The sequence below is a fragment of the Blastococcus sp. SYSU DS0539 genome (assembly GCF_054050855.1).
The window spans coordinates 239,148-259,029 of sequence record NZ_JBJHAF010000003.1; the positions used below are offsets into that span (position 1 = coordinate 239,148).

At 69.9% G+C, this 19,882-nt stretch carries 14 protein-coding genes; 4 read left to right on the plus strand and 10 right to left on the minus strand.

Annotation, left to right across the window (positions count from 1 at the left end; all coding sequences use genetic code 11):
* Positions 1-110: 110 nt before the first annotated feature.
* The 3 genes from ACI790_RS05465 to ACI790_RS05475 all read right to left on the minus strand — a co-directional run bounded on the left by ACI790_RS05465 (position 111) and on the right by ACI790_RS05475 (position 3,767).
* Complete coding sequence (locus ACI790_RS05465) at positions 111-1,181, minus strand: glycosyltransferase family 4 protein (protein ID WP_456568773.1); 1,071 nt, start codon at positions 1,179-1,181, stop codon at positions 111-113.
* A complete protein-coding gene (locus tag ACI790_RS05470; protein ID WP_456568774.1) occupies positions 1,178-2,185 on the minus strand; it encodes a glycosyltransferase in 1,008 nt (335 codons plus the stop codon). Before ACI790_RS05470 ends, ACI790_RS05465 begins: the two co-directional genes overlap by 4 nt.
* A 73-nt stretch (positions 2,186-2,258) precedes the next feature.
* Positions 2,259-3,767: an O-antigen ligase family protein gene (locus tag ACI790_RS05475; RefSeq protein WP_456568775.1), complete on the minus strand. Its 1,509-nt coding sequence runs from the start codon at positions 3,765-3,767 to the stop codon at positions 2,259-2,261.
* Between the two features lie 322 nt (positions 3,768-4,089).
* Between ACI790_RS05475 and ACI790_RS05480 the strand changes: the two genes are divergently transcribed.
* The gene (locus ACI790_RS05480) at positions 4,090-5,409 is read left to right on the plus strand and encodes a UDP-glucose dehydrogenase family protein (RefSeq protein ID WP_456568776.1); all 1,320 of its coding nucleotides are present in this window, start codon (positions 4,090-4,092) and stop codon (positions 5,407-5,409) included.
* 45 nt (positions 5,410-5,454) lie between these two features.
* Entirely contained in the window at positions 5,455-6,783 is a 1,329-nt protein-coding gene (locus tag ACI790_RS05485) for a hypothetical protein (RefSeq protein WP_456568777.1), read from the plus strand.
* Positions 6,784-6,788: 5 nt separating this feature from the next.
* On the opposite strand, the gene ACI790_RS05490 is transcribed toward ACI790_RS05485, so the two are convergent.
* The gene (locus tag ACI790_RS05490; protein WP_456568778.1) at positions 6,789-7,727 is read right to left on the minus strand and encodes a heparin lyase I family protein; all 939 of its coding nucleotides are present in this window, start codon (positions 7,725-7,727) and stop codon (positions 6,789-6,791) included.
* Positions 7,728-8,069: 342 nt separating this feature from the next.
* On the opposite strand from ACI790_RS05490, the gene ACI790_RS05495 reads away from it, so the two are divergent.
* Positions 8,070-9,269: an acyltransferase family protein gene (locus ACI790_RS05495; protein WP_456568779.1), complete on the plus strand. Its 1,200-nt coding sequence runs from the start codon at positions 8,070-8,072 to the stop codon at positions 9,267-9,269.
* A 114-nt stretch (positions 9,270-9,383) separates the two neighbouring features.
* Here ACI790_RS05495 and ACI790_RS05500 read toward each other — a convergent pair whose 3' ends face one another.
* Positions 9,384-9,893: an acyltransferase gene (locus ACI790_RS05500; RefSeq protein ID WP_456568780.1), complete on the minus strand. Its 510-nt coding sequence runs from the start codon at positions 9,891-9,893 to the stop codon at positions 9,384-9,386.
* Positions 9,894-10,884: 991 nt separating this feature from the next.
* On the opposite strand from ACI790_RS05500, the gene ACI790_RS05505 reads away from it, so the two are divergent.
* A complete protein-coding gene (locus tag ACI790_RS05505; protein WP_456568781.1) occupies positions 10,885-12,018 on the plus strand; it encodes an LCP family protein in 1,134 nt (377 codons plus the stop codon).
* 233 nt (positions 12,019-12,251) lie between these two features.
* Here the strand turns inward: ACI790_RS05505 and ACI790_RS05510 are convergent, their stop codons facing one another.
* From ACI790_RS05510 to ACI790_RS05530, 5 genes are all read right to left on the minus strand, one after another.
* Positions 12,252-13,754 (minus strand): sugar transferase, encoded by a 1,503-nt coding sequence (locus tag ACI790_RS05510; protein WP_456568782.1) that lies wholly within the window; start codon positions 13,752-13,754, stop codon positions 12,252-12,254.
* Positions 13,755-14,671: 917 nt separating this feature from the next.
* Complete coding sequence (locus ACI790_RS05515; RefSeq protein WP_456568783.1) at positions 14,672-15,757, minus strand: glycosyltransferase; 1,086 nt, start codon at positions 15,755-15,757, stop codon at positions 14,672-14,674.
* 336 nt (positions 15,758-16,093) lie between these two features.
* Complete coding sequence (locus tag ACI790_RS05520) at positions 16,094-17,191, minus strand: O-antigen ligase family protein (RefSeq protein ID WP_456568784.1); 1,098 nt, start codon at positions 17,189-17,191, stop codon at positions 16,094-16,096.
* Between the two features lie 269 nt (positions 17,192-17,460).
* Positions 17,461-18,735, minus strand: a complete 1,275-nt coding sequence (locus ACI790_RS05525) for a hypothetical protein (RefSeq protein WP_456568785.1) — start codon at positions 18,733-18,735, stop codon at positions 17,461-17,463.
* 86 nt (positions 18,736-18,821) lie between these two features.
* Positions 18,822-19,838: a glycosyltransferase family 2 protein gene (locus tag ACI790_RS05530; protein ID WP_456568786.1), complete on the minus strand. Its 1,017-nt coding sequence runs from the start codon at positions 19,836-19,838 to the stop codon at positions 18,822-18,824.
* Between the last annotated feature and the right edge of the window lie 44 nt (positions 19,839-19,882).

The following is a 19,882-nucleotide window of genomic DNA, read 5'->3' on the forward strand; positions in this document are numbered from 1 at the left end:
CGTCTCCGATGTTCGACGCTCACAGGTCCGGGCTGCAGGGGGCCACCCCCCCGGCGCAACGCCGGTTGCGCACCTGCGGTCCGACTCAAGCACTTGCCACGCCCGACAGGCTAGGTAGTGTCCGGCGGGTCGGGCAGCCGGCTGTCACCCGTAAGGGCGTCGGCCAGGCGCGATTCCCAGTGCTCCACGAAGGTGCGCTTGACCACTTCGTTCGAGTGCCGGACCTTGACCCGGTCCCACGCCGAGCGTCCCAGCCGCTGCGCCAGCTCCGGGGAGTCGGCCATCCGGCGCAGCGCCGTGCCGAGCGCCTCGGCGTCGGCCGGCGGGACGACCATCCCCGTGTCGTCGACCACCTCGGCGATCTGGCCGACGTCGGTGGCGATCACCGGGGTGCCCAGGCTCATCGACTCAAGGATGATCATGGGCATCGCCTCCGCCCGGCTGGGCAGCACGAGCGCGACCGCGGTTCTCAGCCGGGCGAGCACCTCCTCGGGTGCGACGGACCCTTCGACCACCACCCCCTCGGGGAGCGGTTCGGGCAGCTGGAAGCGCGGCGCCAGCTCGCCGAAGAGGACGAGCTGGTGGCCGTCGACCCCGGCGGCCGCCCACGCGTCGAGGAGGACGTCGGCGCCCTTGCGCTCCCCGACCTCGCCGGCGAAGACGAAGCCGGAGCGGCCGGCGCCGACCGGCTCGTCGGCGATCGGGACGGCGTTGTCCACTCGGACGGTGGCGACGCCGAGGGAGCGCAGCACCTCGGCGGCGGGCTCGGTCAGCACGAAGACGACCGCCGACCAGCGCAGCACGCGGGCGGCCAGCCACCGGTTGCCCTCCACGAAGTCGACGAACTGCGAGCCGTGGACGAGGACGGAGGTGCAGATCCCGCGCCGGCGGGCGATCCCCAGCAGCAGGCCCTCGCGGAGGAAGGAGCCCTGCTGGGTCAGGTGGAAGTGCCAGACGTCGGTGGGCCGCACCCGGCTGACCAGCACCTTGAGCGCGGTGCGGGCGAACGAGGCGAAGGTGCGCCGGCGGTCGCCGTGCCAGTAGGTGGGCCACTCGCGCATGACGAGGTCCTCGTCGGCCCAGGTGTTCATGGTGCGCACCACGGAGGAGACGCCGCCGCGCCCCTGCGACGCGTTGCCGATCTGCGTCACGCGCAGCGGGCGCCGCGACGTGCCCGTCACGGGGACGTGTCCCCGGATCGGCGGACCTCGACGTCGGAGGGGTCGAGGTCCGCCGACGTCAGCTCGTCGGGGCTGCGCAGCAGGACCAGCCCGCGCTCGGCGAGCTCCCGGGCGACCTGCACCTGGTGGTCGTCGACGTGCTCGTTCCGCGCGGCCAGCCGCGGGACGACGACGGGCCGGACGCCGAGCTCCAGCGCCCGGAGCAGCGTGCCCACGCCGGAGTGGGTGATGAACACGTCGCTCTCGGCCACCAGGCGGTCGAACTCCTCGGCCTCCAGCTCCTGGTTCACGTTCCCGGGCAGGTCGTCGCGCGTGGTGACGCCCAGCTGCCACGTGACGGTGTCGCCGGGGCGCAGCTGGTCGCGCACGGCGTCGACCAGCGCGTCGAAGCGGAACGGCTTGATGGTGCCGAGGCTGACGAAGACGCGGCGTCCCTCCCCGGTCCGGGGAGCCCGGTCGGCCGCCGGGACGGCGGTGTAGTCGTCGAGGAGGGAGGGGCCCAGCCGCCAGCCCGGCCGGTCGGCCCAGGCGGCGTGCTGGCTGTAGCGCTGAATCCGCGGCAGCTTCTCCAGGATGCGGCCGGTGGCCGACGGGCCGTCGAAACGCGAGACGCTCTCGATGTAGACCACCGGGAGGCGCCGGAGCTGCCCGATGGCGTAGGCGGAGAGGCCGACCGCGGCCCCGGTGCTGAGGACGACGTCGAAGCGCTCGCGGCGGGTCTCCCGCTGCAGCCGGACGGCGGCGGCGACGGCGGGCTTGAGCCCGCGCGGCGGCACGTAGTCGAGGTGGATCACGTTCCGCCCGTGCAGCAGCGACCGGCTCTGCTCGGAGTCGAAGGTGGCGAAGACCGAGTCGGAGCGCAGGTCGAACCGCTCCGACCACCGGACGATCTGGGCGAGGTGACCGCCCGTCGAGGCGACCAGGAGCGCGCGCTTGCCCCGCAGCGCGGCGGAGAGTTCGTCCGTCCCACCTGCCGATTCGGATCGATCCCCTTCTGACGGCATTCCAGAAGCCTAAGGGGAATCGGCGGCGCACCCGTCCTCGGAGGCGACTTTTCGCCGGTTGGTGTGCGCTGTCTCAGCGGTCGGCGGTGGCCCGGGTGACCGGGGCCACCCGCGCGCCGCCGCTCTCGTCCCGCGCGGCCTCCGGACGGTCCTCGTCCACGGCCGGCCCGTCGGTCCTGGACGCCCCGCTCCCGAACGACGCCAGCAGCCCCACCAGCAGGAAGAGCGGGACGTAGGAGGGCGGGGAGACGAACACCGGGTTGCCGGTGGACTCGAGCAGGTACTGGAAGATCCAGGCGATCCCGGTGAGGCCCAGCCACCGGGCGACCGGCTCCTGGTCGAACGACAGGCGGCGCAGCCGCCGGAAGATGGCGACGAGGGCGAGGACGTACACCAGCAGCCCGAGGATGCCGGTCTCCCCGAGGATCGCCGGCCACATGGTGTCGGTGAGGAACAGGGCGTTGCCCGTCCGCTCCGACAGCCCCCAGACGTACTGGTAGCCGCGCTCGAGGTACAGCGGGCTGTAGAACTCCGAGGCGGTGTCGGAGCCGAACCGGCCGAACCCGGCGCCCAGCGGGAAGTAGTCGAGGGCGACGAAGAAGGAGTCGCGGGTCATCACCGTGCGCGCCGCGGTGCCCTCGGACTGGTCGAAGTACGTGGCCACGATGCCCTGCAGCGCGGTCAACAGCGTGGACCAGAACACGATGACGATGCCGGCGACCGCGGCCACCGCCGTGGCGAAGACGCCGGACCGGCCCGCCCGCGAGCTCAGCCACAGGAAGCTGCCCATCATCCCGAGCCAGGTCTTGCGCCGGAACGAGAGGACGGCGACCAGGGCCATGCCGGCCGACAGCAGCCAGGTCAGTCGGGTGGAGCCCATGGTGGTGTTCCAGGCGACCAGCGCCAGGAAGCCCAGGGCGGCCATGATGCCCAGCGTCCCCGGCTCGACGAAGGGCCCGATCAGCGACGGGATCGCCGCGCGGTAGCTGAGCTGGGGGATGTTGCCGACCGTGGCCTGCCAGGTCTGCGGGATGGCCAGGTTGACCAGCGAGCAGGCGATGATGAACAGCAGGATGGCGACGCCGCCCTTGGCCATGCGGCGCACGTCGGCGGGCGACCACTGCAGCTGCGCCACGGCCAGGGACAGCAGGATCCCCTTCGAGGCCAGCAGGGTGCCCGACGCCAGGACGACGAGCGGCACGTCGACGAGGAGGCCGCTGACGACGCCCAGCAGGCCGAACGCGAGGAACCAGACGAACCCGGGGAAGGTCCGGATCGACTGCCCGCGGAGCAGCCGGGGGCCGAGGCAGACGGCCACCGACGCGGCGATCGCCGCCTCGTCGAGGAAGTCGAGCACGCCGATGCCGGAGACTTGGGCCGACGACTTGGCGAACAGGCAGGCCACGACGGCGGCCGCCACGAAGCGCTTCGGGTGCTGGGAGCCCCAGACGAGCAACGGCCCGCCGATGACCAGCAGCAGCACCGGGACCGGCTGGTACGCCGCCACGGCGGTGAGGCCGACCACGGCCAGCGCGCACAGGACCAGGGTGCGCGGCACCGTCCTGGTCAGCGCCTCGCCCACCACGGCCCCTTCCCCGCCCCGTAGCCGTCCGCCCGGCGATACGGCTCCCGCTGGTCCGAACAGCGTTCCACGCGGCCGGCGCCTCCGACAATGCCACGGGTCCGCAACCACCCGGGCGGACGGCGCCGGGAGCATGACGCCCGCCACACCCGGACGGGTGAACGGCCACCGGCTCGGCACACTTCTCGCGGTCCCGGAGCAACTGGGCTGGCCATGCGGCCGGTCCGTGGACGACCATGGCGGGGGCCTGCAGCGGACGCACGGGATGACGCCGGGGCCGAACACCTGTCCGCCCATCCCGATCGGACGACTGGAGCACTGCGTGAAGATCTCGGTCATCGGCTGCGGATACCTCGGTGCGGTGCATGCCGCATCGATGGCCGAGCTGGGCCACGACGTCGTCGGCATCGACGTCGACCGCCCGAAGATCGAGTCGCTCTCCCAGGCCAGGGCACCGTTCTACGAGCCGGGCTTCGAGGAGCTGCTGGACCGCACGCTGGCCACCGGGCGGCTGCGCTTCACCACCGACTTCGCCGACGCGGCCGGCGCGACCGTGCACTTCGTCTGCGTCGGCACCCCGCAGAAGCGGGGCGAGTACGCCGCCGACATGCGCTACGTGCAGGGGGCGGTCGAGTCGCTGCTCGACGTCCTGGCGCCCGGCGAGCTCGTCGTCGGCAAGTCCACCGTGCCGGTGGGGACGGCGGCCGGCCTGGCCGAGCTGATCGAGGCGAAGGTGCCGGGCGCGCTGCTCGCCTGGAACCCGGAGTTCCTGCGCGAGGGCTTCGCCGTCCAGGACACCCTGCACCCCGACCGGCTGGTCTACGGCCTCCCCGCCGGCCCGGACGGCGCCACCGCGCGGAAGCTGCTGGACGAGGTGTACGCCACGATCGTCGAGCGCGGCACGCCCAAGGTGGAGAGCGACTACGCCACCGCCGAGATGGTGAAGACCGCGGCGAACTCCTTCCTGGCCACGAAGATCTCCTTCATCAACGCCATGGCCGAGCTGTGCGAGGCCACCGGCGCGGACGTGAAACTGCTGGCCGACGCGATCGGCTACGACGACCGGATCGGCCGCAAGTTCCTCAACGCCGGGCTCGGGTTCGGCGGCGGCTGCCTGCCCAAGGACATCCGCGCCTTCATGGCCCGCGCCGGGGAGCTGGGCGCCGACCAGGCGCTGACGTTCCTGCGCGAGGTCGACAACATCAACATGCGCCGGCGGATCCGCATGGTGGAGCTGGCCCGCGAGGTGCTCGACGGCTCGCTGCTGGGCAAGCGGGTCGCCGTCCTGGGGGCGGCCTTCAAGCCCGACAGCGACGACATCCGCGACTCGCCGGCGCTCAACGTCGCCGCGCAGCTGCAGCTGCAGGGCGCCGTCGTCCGGGTGACCGACCCGGCCGCGGTGGAGAACAGCCGCCGGCTGTGGCCGCAGCTGGAGTACGCGGACACCGCGGAGGAGGCGGCCCAGAACGCCGACGCCGTCCTGGTGCTGACCGAGTGGAAGCAGTACCGCGAGCTCGACCCGGTGGCCTTCGGGCGCGTGGTGCGGCAGAAGCGGGTGCTCGACGGGCGCAACGCCCTCAGCATGTCGGCGTGGACCTCGGCGGGCTGGACCTACCGGGCGCTCGGCCGCCGCGCCGGCTGAGCCCCGCCCTGCGATCTCGATGCCGTTGACCCTCCGCGCCACGCCATGGTGACCCGACGCCTGGGCCGGGCCCTGCGCGGGGGGAAGCTGGTCGGCCGGGGGCTCACCGTCGCCGACCAGGCGATCTCCAGCGCGAGCAACATGCTGCTGTCGGTGGCGATCGCCTCCGGCGTCAGCGCCAGCGTGTTCGGCGAGTTCGCGATCATCTACAGCATCTACTGGCTGCTGCTGGGCGGCACGCGGGCCGCCGTCCTGGATCCGCTGCTGATCACCCAGCGGAACGTGCTCAAGGGCGCGCCGGTCCACCTCGTCGCCGCGGTGTCGGCGACGGCGGTCGGCGCCGTCGGGATCCCGATCGGCCTGCTCCTGCTGGCCACCCCGCTGGACATCGCGTGGGTCGTCTTCTTCCTCGGCCTGCCGTTCCTGCTGCTGCAGGACGCGCTGCGCTACGTCGGCTTCCTGGAGCAGCGGCCGGGCCGGCCGGTGCTGCTCGACGGCGTGTGGCTGGGCGTCATGGTCGTCGCCACCGTCCTCGCGCTGACCGACGTCATCTCCGGCACCGCCGTCGTCCTGGCGTTCTGGATCCTCGGCGCCCTGCTGGCCGACGTCATCGGCCTGCTGGCGTTCCGGCTGCGCCGCGAGCGGCTGGACCTGCGGGCGCGGCTGCGGGCGATGTGGCCGGTGTCCGGCCCGCTGCTCGGTGACTTCGCGCTCTCCTCGGGCTCCGGCCAGCTGACGATCTTCGTGCTGCCGCTGGTGGCGAGCACCGCGCTGCTCGGTTCGCTGAAGGCCGCCCAGGTGGCCAACGGCCCGCTCAACATCACCGTCGCCGCCGCGAGCGTGATCTGCCTGCCGATGGTGGCGAACGCGGTGGAGTCCGACCGGGGCCGGGCGCTGCGGATCGGCCGGTTCGCCTCGCTGGCGCTGGCCGGCGTCGCAGTCCTCTACGGCTCCCTGCTGGTGCTGCTGCCGCAGAGCGTCGGGCAGGCGCTGTTCGGCGAGTCGTGGGGCTCGGGCTGGCTGGTGGCCGCGGTGAGCGTGCAGATGGTGCTGTTCGGCATCACCCACGGAGCGCTGCTGGCGCTGCGGGGATCGCGCAACACCAAGGCCGCGCTGCGGGTGCGCCTGGCCGTGACGCCGGTGGCGGTGTTCCTCCCGGTCGTCGCCACCGCGATCTGGGGCCGCGAGGGCCTGATGGCGGGGCTGGTCATCGCCGCGGCCACGATGTCGCTGGTGAGCTGGCTGGTCGCCGTCCGGGTGGTGCCGCAGCCGCCGGCACCGGACGCGGCGGAGGGCGGCCGGCCGGTCGACGTGCCGGACGACGCCCCGACCGGCAAGAACCCGCTGGGCTCACCGGCGTCCGCCGCGCAGTAGCGCGGTCAGTCCTCGGCCGGCTCGAGGGCCACGCTCTCCTCGGTGTCGCCACGGAGGACGTCGCTGAAGTAGAGCGTGTGCTCGCGCCGGGTGTTGTTGGCGGCGTAGATGCCCTGCTTGAGGTAGACGCTCTGCCCCTCGAAGAGGTTGGCCGCGACGGCGTCGACCCGCTGCTCGTCGTCGATCCAGACCTGGACGCGGCCCTCGTCGGGGTCGGTGGACCACTCGATCCGGACGGTGTGGTCGAGCCACTCCCCCTTCTCGAGCGGGCCGAGGTCGTAGACGGCGGTGTACTGCGGGGCTTCCTGGCCCAGCAGCCCGCCGCGCACCGACAGCCGCAGTTCCGGCTCCGGCCCGGCGGTGACCCAGAGGTCGACGTTCGGGGAGCCCTCGTTCGCCGTCTGGTGCCACTGCGTGTAGATGAGGAACTGGTTACGGCCGTCCCAGAAGAAGTCCTCGGGAAAGTACGTGGACCACGAGTACCACTGCACGTCGCCCTCGCCGGGGGCGCCGGCCTCCTCGACGGTGGAGCGCACCTCGCCGCGGATCGTGGTGTCGACGCCGAAGGTGAAGTCGCCCGGGCGGGCCGAGAACGCGGCGGAGTGCCGGTAGCCGGGGCGCACCGGCTCGTCGACGATCCGCACCTGCTCGGGGCGGGCGGCGTGCACCTCGCTCCAGTCCGAGAGGGTGCCGTCGGCGTAGCTCCACACCTGCTCGGGCTCCCCCTCCGCGGCGGTGGAGGGGGCCGGCGACGTGGAGAACAGCGGTCCCGTCGTCGGGACCGGCTCGAGCTCGGAGATCGGGACCTCGGTGGTCTCCATCGGCGTCGAGGTCGGCTCCGCGGGAGCGGAGGTGGGGGTGGGGGTGGCGACGTCGTCGTCGGGCCCGTCCGAGCCGCACGCCGTGAGGACGAGCGAGGCCGTCACCGCCAGAGCGAGCGGCATCCGGCGGCGTCCTCGGGTCACGACACTTCCCTCTCCGGCGCAGGTCGACAGGACGGTGGGCGATGCGGCACCCCGAACGGCGTCCGGACCCCGCATGCGGCAGTCGTCGCCGGGCCGCCCGGAACGGGCGGACCCCTCGAATGTACCGAGCTGCGGCGCGTACGTGCGGCGTCACCGCCCGCAGCCGGCAACAGAGTGTTCACCTGCACCTGACCGCAGCGGCAAGCGCTGCCGTCCGGCAGCGCTTATCGTGGGGCAGATGATCTTCACCGGGCGCGCCGTCCACGACCTGCTCGGGGAGTTCCGCGCGCCCGGGGGGTCGTAGGAGTGGCGACGCCCCGCGTGAGCGCGACGTCATGGATGCGGTCGAACGGCCAGCGCGGCGCCCAGCGCCCGGCGGCCCTCCCGCCCCGTCGTGGGTCGGACCCGTCCGGCGCGACCCCGACCCGGCAGCCGACGGCCCGGCTCGACTCGTTGACCGGCCTGCGCTTCGTGGCGGCGCTGCTGGTGTTCGCCTCGCACTCGATCGCGTCGTTCGAGTTCACCCCGGTCGCGGAGGCGATCGACCCGTACCTGGAGCCGGGCGCCGCCGGCGTGAGCTTCTTCTTCATCCTCAGCGGGTTCGTGCTCACCTGGACGCACCGCCCCGGTGACCGGCCCGGCCCGTTCTACCGCCGCCGGTTCGCCCGGATCGCCCCGGCGTACTGGGTCGCGGTGATCGCCTTCATCCCGCTGAACGCGCTGGCCCGCCCGGAGGAGACCGGGACGCTCCTGGTGCAGATGGCACCGTCGTTCGTCGGCCTGCACGCGTGGTTCCCGGACAACGAGATCTACTGGGCCGGGAACGGCGTCACCTGGTCGATCTCGTGCGAGATGTTCTTCTACGCCATGTTCCCGCTGCTCATCGTCGGGGCGCTGCGGCTGTCCCGCCGGGCGCGGTGGTGGGCCGCCGGGGTGCTCTGCGTCCTGGTCATCGTGCCGCCGTTCGTGCTGGCGCCGCTGACCCACGGCGAGACGGTGGCCGACTGGGCGATCTTCATCTTCCCGGTGCAGCGCCTGTGGGAGTTCGGCCTGGGCATCCTGATCGCGCTGTGGATCAAGGAGGGCGGGCGGATCCGCCGCCTCGGCATCTGGGGCGCCCTGGCCCTGGTCGCCGTCGCCTACGGCGTCGCGGTGGTCGCTCCCGCGTACCTGATCTGGGTGGCCATCCCGTTCATCCCGTTCGCGCTCACCATCGCGACCGCCGCCCAAGCCGATCTCGACGGCCGCCCGTCGGTGTTCCGGCACCCGGTGCTGGTGAAGCTCGGCGAGTGGTCGTTCGCCTTCTACCTCGTCCACCAGTTGGTGATCCGGGCCGTGGACTACCTGCTCGAGCCGACCACCGTGGCGGTGGCGATCGGGGCGACGACGCTGGCCCTGGCCGGCTCGATCGCCGGCGCGTACGTGCTCTTCACCGTCGTCGAGAAGCCGCTGGAGCGGCGGCTGCGCGGCGGCACCCTCCCGGTCAGCCTCGGCGGCGCCGGCCACGTCCCGAAGCGGTAGGGGGACGCAATTCACTTCGGATCTCTCGACGACGCTGACACGTAGACCAGCGACGACGACTTCGCGCAAGCGCCGACGGTCGTGGCGTCCCGATCGGCACGGGCAAGGCAGGCTTCAGTCTTGCGACCAGGCGACTTCCTTCCGCAGCACCTTCGCCGGGGCGCCGCCGATCAAGCAGTTCGGCTCCTCGAACCGGCCGGCCACCACGGACCCGGCGGCGACCACGCAGCCGTCGGCGATGTGGGCGCCCTTGAGCAGGGTGACGCGGCTGCCGATCCACACGTCGTCGCCGACGACGATCGGTGCGGACCTGGGCCGCGGCTCACCGCCGATCGTCAGCGAGTGCATGTCGTCGTCGATGAACTGCACCTGCCAGGCGATCGAGCAGCGGGCGCCGATGGTCAGCCCGACCGCGACGTCGACGATGGAGAACGTGTTGACGTAGGTTCCTTCGCCGACTCGCACCGTCGCCGAGGGATGAATCCGCCACTGGGCGCCCTGCCCGATGGCCACCGACCCGTCGCACACCAACTGGCCCTCCACGTTGACCAGGCCGGGGGTGCGGGTGTCAGCGAGGTCGTAGCTGCCGGTACCAAGCTTGAGTAGCCCCTGCTCGACGCGCACGTTGCAGGCGCCCAGTAAGCGCGTGCCCCGACCGACGGCCACCCGTCCGGCCGCTCGAACGGCCAGCGCCGTGCGCCACGGCGACGTTCGGAACACGCTACGAGAAACCCGGCGGACCGTCCCCCTGTCGATCATGGCCGGGAAGGTACCGGAATGCGACAGACACCGATACTGGGCATAGCGACTAGGGGCACTTGATTACAGCCGGATGGTTTTGGGGTAGACCACACTCGTCGACCGCCAATGAACTCGACTCAGCCGCTCGAAGCAACACCACCTCCCATTCCTGATCGTCCACCAAAGAAGCATGAGTCTCCTAAGCGGGCCCCCGCCCGAGCGGAAGCGCTAACCGCCCGCAGTCCGACTCCAGTTCGTCGCCGCGCTGGTGCACTCGGTCATCGGCCCGCGCCGGAGCACCCATCAGGCTTTTTGATGCGCCGACGGTGCACGGCCATGACCCGTAGGCCGGGCTGCGCAGGTACCTTTGAAGCAAGTGATCAAGGTCACGAGTAAGAGGCAATTCTGCCCGTCGGACCCGGCCTCTAGCCGACGACAACAAGGAAAGCCCATGAGCTCGGTGCTGATCTTCCTCACGGTATGGGTGGCCGTCGCCCTGGTCGTCGGTCTGGCGATCTGCAGGGCCATCCAGCTGGCTGACAGTCAGGCCGAATCGGCCGCGACCAGGCGCGCGCAACGGTTCGCCGGGGCACCCCCCCGGTCGCGAGAGGTGGCGCTCCCCCGCCCCGCCGCTCCTCTGGACGACGGACCTCGGCGAAGCCAGAGCGCAACGCCCACCGGCGGTGGCCATGTCCAGCCGGCGCAGACCTCCCGCCACTCCGCGGTCCGGGGCGGCGTGCCCGCGTCCGAACGCACACCGGCGAAGCGGGAACACGGAGCGGCCTGACGTCACCCGCGCGGGTCAGGGCTCCCATCGCTGCACATGGGGCCGCCGTACCCTCGGCCGGATTGGACGGCTGACGGGGGTCTGGGCATGGGCAGCGACGAGGACGACTCGTCCCGGCGGGACGCACGCGACTCCGGTCGCGGGTACGAGACGGCGCCGATACTCCTCGTGCCCGACGACCACTCCGCGGAGGCGACGGACGACGAGCGCCCTCGTCGGCGTGGCCTGCGCCGGGTGCTCATCGGCCTCGGCGTCCTGGGCCTCGTCCTCGTCGTGCTCGTCGGTGGGGGCTCTTGGTTCCTCGCCGACCGGTGGGCCGGCAACATCGATCGCGTCTCCGACGTCTTCGCCCACCTGGAGGACGGCGCACGCCCCGCACCGGCCACGCCGCAGCAGAGCGTCGGGGAGGAGCCGATCACCTTCCTGCTGGTCGGCTCCGACACCCGCAGCGAGGGCGCACAGGGCGTCGACCCCGGCGGTCGCTCGGACGCGATCATGCTCGCCCGACTCTCGGCCGACCGGCAGCACGCCCAGCTGATCTCCATCCCGCGCGACTCGTGGGTGGACATCCCCGGTCACGGCAAGAACAAGATCAATGCCAGCTATGCCTTCGGCGGTCCGTCGCTGCTCATCCAGACGGTGGAGCAGCTGACCGAGGTGCGCATAGACCACTACGTCGCCATCGACTTCGAGGGCCTGATCCAGGTGACCGACGACCTCGGTGGCGTGGACGTCGTGGTGGCGGAGACGACGCGGAACGGCCCGTACACCTTCGAAGCCGGCATGAACCACCTGAACGGTGACGAGGCACGGTGGTACCTCGGGCAGCGCTACGGACTGCCCGGCGGCGACTTCGACCGGGTGAAGCGGCAGCAGCAATACCTGCGGGCGATGTTCGACAAGCTGTTCAGCTCGGAAACCTTCACCAGCCCGCCGAAGCTGGACGCGGCCATGCTGGCCATCACCAGCGCGGTGAGCGTCGACGACACCCTGAGCAACGCCGACCTGGTGAGCATGGCGTACTCGATGCGCGGGGTGACCCCGGCCGACGTCGAGTTCTTCACCGCGCCCGTGCTCGGCACCGGCATGGAGGGGCCGGCCAGCGTCGTCTACCTCGACCCCGTGGCCGCCGACCGCATGTGGGGATATCTGCGCAGCGATTCCCTGGGCCAGAACGCCGACGAGTTCGCCGACGAGGCACTCCCCGACGTCCCTCGCTGACCGCCCCTCTGCCAGTTCGGCCGCCGCCTCCCACCGGCCCGTGCTCTATGCCGGGTCGCGACCGCGGCGGCCGGACGGCGCCCTCCACGTGCATGGGGGGACGGGCGCGCGTCTCGCAGCGCCGGAAAACGACTCAGCCGCTCGGCCAGGGCCGAGCGGCTGAGTCGCCGTTGCAGTCGAACTGGGCGGACGCGCCCGTCCCGAGATGAGCCTTGAGGTCTGCGGTCAGGCCGTCAGTAGGCGCCGGAGCCGCGGAGCACCGCGCCGAACGTCTTCCACAGGATCATCAGGTCGAACGTCAGCGTCCAGTTCTCCACGTACCGGACGTCGATGCGCACCGAGTCGTCCCAGGACAGGTCCGAGCGGCCACTGACCTGCCAGAGCCCGGTGATACCGGGCTTGACCAGGAGACGGCGGCGCATGTCAAACCCGTACTGCTCGACCTCACGGGTGACGTGCGGGCGAGGGCCGACGAGGCTCATGCTGCCGTTCAGCACGTTGAACAGCTGCGGGATCTCGTCCAGGGAGTACCGGCGCATGACCGCACCCACGCGGGTGACCCGCGGGTCCCGCTTCATTTTGAACTGGACGTCGTTGCCCTCGTTGCTCTGCTCGAACAGAGTGTCGACGAGCTTGTCGGCGTCCGGCACCATGCTGCGGAACTTGTAGACCTCGAAGGGCTTCCCGCCCAGGCCGATCCGCTCGTGCTTGTAGAACACCGGCCCGCGGCTGGTCAGCTTGACGGCGAGGGCCAACACCACCAGCACCGGCGAGAGGAACAGGATGCCGAACAGGGCCGCGGACCGGTCGAAGACGCTCTTGACGATCCGGCGGTGACCGGTGAACTCGGGGCGCTCGACGTGCATGAGCGGCAGGCCGGCCACGGGCCGGATCTGCACGCGGGGGCCTGCCACCTCGGTGACAGCGGGCGCGAGCAACAGCTCAGCCTCCGTCTGCTCCAAGTCCCAGCCGAGCCTGCGCAGCGCCGAACCGTCGAGTTCGCGCGACGGGAGGACTGCGACGGTGTCGACCTCGTAGCGGCGGACGACGTCGACGACCTCGTCGAGGTTCCCGAGCACCGGCAGTCCATCGAACGTGTCCCGGTCCCCGCTTGCCAGTGGCAGGCAGCATCCGACGACCCGATAGCCGTGGCGAGACTCGCGCTCCATCTGCTCACTCAGGGCGGCGACGCCGTTGCGGTGGCCGACCAGGAGGGTCGTCTGCACGTGCCGGCCCCGCGCGCGCTGCCGGTGCAGACGGTGGCGGAGAAAGAGGCGCAGGACCAGGGTGAGCGCGGCGGCCAGCGAAAGCGCGACGACGACAAAACTACGGGCGACCTCGAGCTTGAAAGCCCATGAAACGGTCCCCACCGTGGCGAGCAGGATGATCGCCGCCGCGAAGACCCTGCGGAACTCCTCGGAACCGAGCCAGAGAAAGCGCTCCTCGTAGCAGCGGGAGACGAGCATCGCACCGAGCCACACGATGGGCAGGACGAGGACCAACCACGGCAGGCCCACCCGTGCCGCCGCGAGGCCCTCATCCGGCACGAGCGAGCCGACCAGCGCAGCGATCAAAGCGCTCAGGGCGTCGAGGGTCACCAGTCGGCGGACGTAACTGCTGCGCCAGGCGCGGCGAGCGGCCGTGCCCTCGCCGCGCAGCCGCGGGGCCAGCCAGAGCCACCGGCGACCGACCGACTCCACGTCGTGATGGAGCAGCGCGTCATCAACCTCGAGCACGGACAAGCCAAGACCCCCAGACCAGCTCTGGGCTCAGAGCGCCCAGCGATGAAACCCCCCGTTACCGCCGAGAACTTCATCGTTCAACCGGCGAGGAAACGGTAACCGCCGTTCCGCCCTGACGGAAGGGCTGCGCTCGATTGTGTGACTGACGATCATCCGCGGTCCACAGATCAGCATTGGGACCTTGCACTGCCTTCTGAGTTCAGTATCTGCATGTGGCCGCTTCGCCACTCAAAGTAATCTCTCGCGATGCCTTTTAATTGGCACTTGGAGGCACTCGCCTAGCGGAGGGCGGCTGCTGACGCCGCGCCCGGAAACGGCCGGCCGCCAAGCGATCCCTTCCCGTGTCCGGACGTCAGCCCCGACTCGCAACGGTTAACTAGGTCAAGGGGTCGAGCGACGCACCGCGCCACGGCCATGTCCCGCTGAGCCTCCACGGGGGCATCTCCGCTACCCCGTCGAGCCCGCCAGGGCACTGGCGCGCCGCAGACGTCGAGCTGCACCTGCTGACCTCCCTCGCAGATGCCGTGCCGCTGGCCGAGCGCGTCGGATCGCTATGCCATGGGTTTGGTGGCTCGGCGGTCCAGTTGACCGGCGGCGACGGGGGCACTTTGCGGTAGCGCTACGAGCACTGCTCGGTCGCCCTGGCTCCCACCGTGGTCGAGGGTTCCGACCCGACCGCGGGGGGCGCTCGACCTAGGCACTCCGCCGTGCCGTCACTTGACCCCGCCCTCGTCGAGGTCGGCGGCGACGACGCCGCGTACTTGTCCGCCGACGACGTCAGGGCTGGGTCGAGGCGGTGCTGCGGCACCTCGACCAGCAACGACCGCAGGCGCTGCCCCGGCGTCGCCGGACGTGGGACGACGTGGCGGAGGAGACGGTGTCCGCGGTCCTGCGCCGCGGGCCCATCGACGCTAGCTGAGGACCTTCGCCACGACGCCGGCCATCGCGCGGCGGAAGTGCGCCCGCGAGAACGACTCGGCGTGCTGCCGGATCGCGGCGGGGTCGTAGCCCGATCCGTCGAAGGAGGCCAGCGCCCGCGCCCACACGTCGACCTCGTCGGTGGTCGGGACAGCCGGCACGAGCACGCCCGTGCGCCCGGGGACGACCGAGTCCCGCGCTCCCCCGGCGTCGATCGCCAGCACCGGGGCCCCGCAGGCCTGGGCCTCCACCGGGACGATGCCGAAGTCCTCGACCCCCGGCATGAGGAGGGCCCGACAGCGGCGGAAGAGATCGCGCAGCCCGTCGTCGTCGACCCGCCCGACGAAGGTGGTGTCCGGACCGGCCAGTTGCTCCACCTCCGCCCGAGCGCGACCGTCGCCGGCGACCACCAACCGAACGCCCGCCTGCTTCGCCGCGCGTACGGCAAGGTCCGGCCGCTTGTAGGGGACGAGCCGGCCGGCGAGGAGGAAGAAGTTCTCGCGGGAAGTTTCCGGACCGGGACGGTAGTACTCGGTGTCGACCGGAGGGTGCACGACGACCGCGTCCCGGCCCCACCAGTCGCTAATCCGGTCGGCCACGGCCCGGGAGTTCGCCACGAGCGTGTGCACGCGGGCGGCGGCGCGCAGGTCGACGGGCCGGTAGGCGGCGGAAAATGCGGCCAGGCCTGCAGCACCCACCCGGCCGCCGACCTCATTGGCCCGCATCGTCGGATCCCAGACCCACCGGGCCGGGCTGTGGACGTAGGCGACCACCGGGGCGCTCGTCGCCCGGACGACCTGCGTCGCGAAGGCGTGGTGGGACGCAATGACGACGTCGGACGGCGGAACCGGCAGCCGCCCCATCGCGACGGGGAGCGCGGGCAGCAGGTGGGCGTAGGCCGTACCGCGGAGCAGGCGGCTGAGCCGGGTGCTGCTCACGCGAGGTTCGACGTCCGCCGGCAGCACCCCTGGCCGGGCGATCGGGGCGAGGATCGGAGCGGCCGGCCACTCGCGGGCCAACTGTTCGACCACCATCTCGGAGCCGGCGTACTCGGTGAACCGCTCGTGTACGAGCGTCACCCGCAGACCGCTAGTCACGACCAGCACTCCCACCGAGGCAGCGCAGCCAATAATGTCTCCCGCGTCATCAACACCTGCTCATGATGTCGGACGCCATATCCGAGTGTGGACCGGTGGTGCTTTGAGGCCTGCAGGCAACCAGCAAGGGGTGCTCAGCGCGCGGCCTCGCTGGCAAGAAGTTGGGCAAAGGCACTTGTCCTGCTCTCCGCCGTGGAATGTCCTCGGTCAGTACAATCAGCCGCGACGACTGCACTCCTCGGCGTGGCCCCGGTTCGAGCTACCGATGGCGGCCCGGTAGCAGCTCCAATGGCAGTCAGGCCTCATTGGAGCGCTCGCTCAGGATGAGTGGGGCGCTACGCGAGCTGGCACCAGCGCCTCCGACCGGACGCGCGGCTTGGGCCTGTTCGAGTCCGACGCACCCGTTGCCAGGCCGATGAGCACCCACACGACAGTTAGGCTTCCCGCGAGCCAGTAGATATCCACCAGCCCATGTACCAGGTTCCCCAACAGGGAACTCAACGCCAGCATCGAGAATGCTGTCCGGCACCTCAATAGCACAACGCCAGTGTGCCCAATAAGGAAGCTGAACGCCGCCAGTCCCACCAAGCCCGATTCCGACAGGGTCTCGACAATAACGTTGTGAGGAGACGCTCTCGCGACACCGTCACCATCTAGCGGCACCGGGAAGTCGAATGCGGGATCAAGATAGTAACGGATCCCCTGTCCGACTATCGGCGAGTCCTCGAAGTAGCCGAGCGCAATCTGCTCGAAGTACTGGCGACTCTCTAGTGAACTCGTCTGCCGCGAGTTTTCGAGGCCCGATTCCGAGGCCAGACTCGTGGCAATATAGGAGCTTGCGCCTACAGCGACCACTGCCATCGCAAACACCACCCGGCGACTGGGCCGACTATAGACAAACCAAATAACAAGAGCTGCACCCAGGCCCAGCCAAGCCCCTCTAGATTGCGTCGCTAAAAGACCCACGCCAGCTAGCGAAACCGCCCAGGCCTGTGCGGTCGCACTTCCTAGCACCTCCTTCCCTACCGCCACCCCGACCAAAACTCCTGCGGCCAGCACTTCGCCCGCGAGGTTCTTCGATATCCCGAGGGGATATACAGGATCAAAGGCGGTAAGGACCGCCTGAACCGCAGAGAGTCCACCCATGGCAGCGCACGTGTAGACGAAGACGCGCAACGCCCGTGCGCGACTCGCAGATCGCGCTAGCTCGCTCCCGACAAGTAGCCCCCCCGCCATGAGGAAGAACCGGTGGGCCCAGTCAATTACGGCGTCCGGAGTCGGGTGGACGACAACAGGGATGAGCAGGATCGCCTGATAGACGACAACGCCCCTTAGGATGCGCTGGGCGACCGCCGAAAGCCCCTCGGCCCGAAGGAGAGCCAGACAGACAGCCAGAGCGAGTGCGACATCGGCCACACTGATTCCCTGTGGGATAAGCGGCACTCGCCAACTAGCGAAAGCCAGAGGGAGTACTGCCAAGAGGATTGCCTGCCCAGTCAGAAAAGCAGCGGCGAGGAGTAGTCCCACGATTGCGGCCAGGACGAATTGCGTCGGGACGATAGCCGTCGCCGCCCCGAGTAGTATTGCCGCAACCACGACAGCCAGTTGGGCGGCCAGGGACCCAGTCCCCCTAGCTGCATGTGAACTGCGGTGCCGGCCGCGAGGCCTTGGCTTCACTTACACACCTACGCTCGCTGCGACCCAGGCTGCACGCGCTCCGCCTGAACGCCTGTGTCACCGTGTGCCCGCTGACGACGCCCGCCGCGCTCCCTCAAGATGACTACGCCGAGTATGGCCGCCCCAGACTCTTGCACGGCCCCGGACAACCGCTCCAACGAACGTGCATCCGACCCTTCGTGCACAGCGAAGACCACGGATCCAATCACCGAGCAGGCACGAACGAGGACCGCATCCGACGCCATGACGCTGACCAGCACCCAGTCGCCCGCCCCTCCCTCGACTGCCTGCCGAAAGGAGTCAGAGAAGACCGCATCCTCGTCCATGGTGTGGCGGGCGATAGGACCGTCATTGATTGCGGCGATCGAATCCGCACTCTGTCTGGATGGGAGGACGTGGATGAGCCGCAGGCTTCGCTCCTCCTGCTGTGCGGTCGAGACGATCGCCTGCTCAAGATTGGACACTGGTCCGTCGACGCGCACCAGTGCCAAAGGTGCCGACTCCGCTGGGCCGATCTGCGCGGCGTTGCTCACCCTGCGTGCGGCTTGGGACACAGGGTCGTCCGGGCCCGCGAGGACGCGGAGCCCTAGCGCGCGGACGTCATCCGCGCCGAAGACGCGGGGGCGAAATCGCGCCCGAAAGAGGACGATCGCCGCCCCCAGTACGGCCCCAACCACTCCCCCCGCAAGCAGGGCAACAAGGGTGCCGGGGCCTCGTTGCAACTGTTGGGTGCTCGGCGCAGCGACGGGCTGCATCGATGAGCCGAGCGACGCCAGCGCCGCAGCTAGATTCGCTCGTACGGTTTCCAAGGTATCCAGGTTGACTGCCTGAGCAGCAACTTCGCTTTCCCTCACTGTCTCAATCTCTCGACCAACGCCCGCCAGCGCCGCCTCGATGCGCGCCCGCTCCGTTGCCACCTCGGCCTGCTGTGCCGTTTCAACGATCGCCCCGAGTTCACGCACTGCCCGCGGAGCAGAGGTTGCCGAGAGCGAGACAGTCACCAGGTCGGAGTTTTCGTTCGTAGCGACGATCAGACGATCCTGCAGTTCCCTGCCGGTCGCCCCGACAACCTTGCCAGCCTGGTTGAGCACAGCGTCCGAAGCCAGGAGCGCGGCGTCGGTGTTGAGAAGCCGGGTTTGACTCGCGTCTCGACTCGCCACGCCTCCCGCCGAGATAAGCGGCGGGACGACAGCCAGATCCTGCGTCGCGACGTACCGCGGCGGAAGCAGAAGAGACGCGCTTCCTGCGGAGGCGCTCACCAATATGGCGGTCCCGACGATCACCGGCACACCCCTGCGCAGGGCCGCCCAGAACTGACGCTCAGTCAACATCTCGTACCTCGATCTCGCAAATCACTTGAAGGTAGCCGTCATCGCAGCCGCGGGCGGTGTCGAAAATGAACGACCCCTCGGTAGTAGTGCCACGTGTACACCCACGACGTCCCTATTGCCGCCACCGATACACCGCCCAGGTCGGCAGGTCGGACATGCTTCCCCCAGCCGATTGCTGCCATGTTCGCGACCCAAGTTCCGGCTGCGGCGAACGCACCCAACTTGGCCACACCACGGCTTTTACAGGAAATACCAGCTAGGACGAGCAACACGGATGAGACGTGGCTGACTGCGGCACCATGACGAGCGGCGCGTAGCGAGATGGGCCCGATGCGCCGCGCCATGTTGACTTGCCTGAATCTGAGCGCGTGATTGCGATCCAAGAGCGCGTCGAAATAGTAGCGACGCGCGAGTCGCATTGGGGTGAGGAAGGATGAGTCGAGGGGCGGATGCAGAGCGACAAGTTCGGGCACCGCGACGATGCGAAGGTTCGCGTCAAGGGCTCGAAAGTACAAATCGATGTCTTCGCGGAAGTGCACCCCTCGCTTTGCGTCGTAAAAGTCTTCACTGAAGCCATTAATAGCTAGGAGCGCTTCACGTCGGTAGACGATGTTCGCCCCGCCGTGGGCCACGTCGCTATCAATCTCCGTCGCGTGGGAGAACGGCGTAGCACCCTCACTGGGTACTCCAACGGTTCCCTCATAGGCGTCTACGTCCGCGCCCTTGATCAATAGACCGCGGAGAACACCTAGCCAACCGTCGGCGGGGACAGTGTCCGCATCGAGGAATGCCACCCATTGGGCCGTTGCAGCTGAGAGTCCTCGGTTACGGGCCGCACCGGGCCCGCCATTGGGACCACGCAGCACGTGAAGCTCTAGAGCCGGGTACTCATCGGCGTCCAGCCCATCGCTCAGGGGAACAGGCGATCCATCGTCCGACACGATGACTCGCAGGTGTGACTGATTGGCAGTCGCCTCCTCCTGAAGCTTCAAAAGGAGGCGACGGAGGCGTTCAGCATCCCCATATGCAGGAACGACCACGTCAAGGTTCGGCACCTCGAAATCCCTTTCCACTAGCTACTCTGGCTCGGTTTACAGTG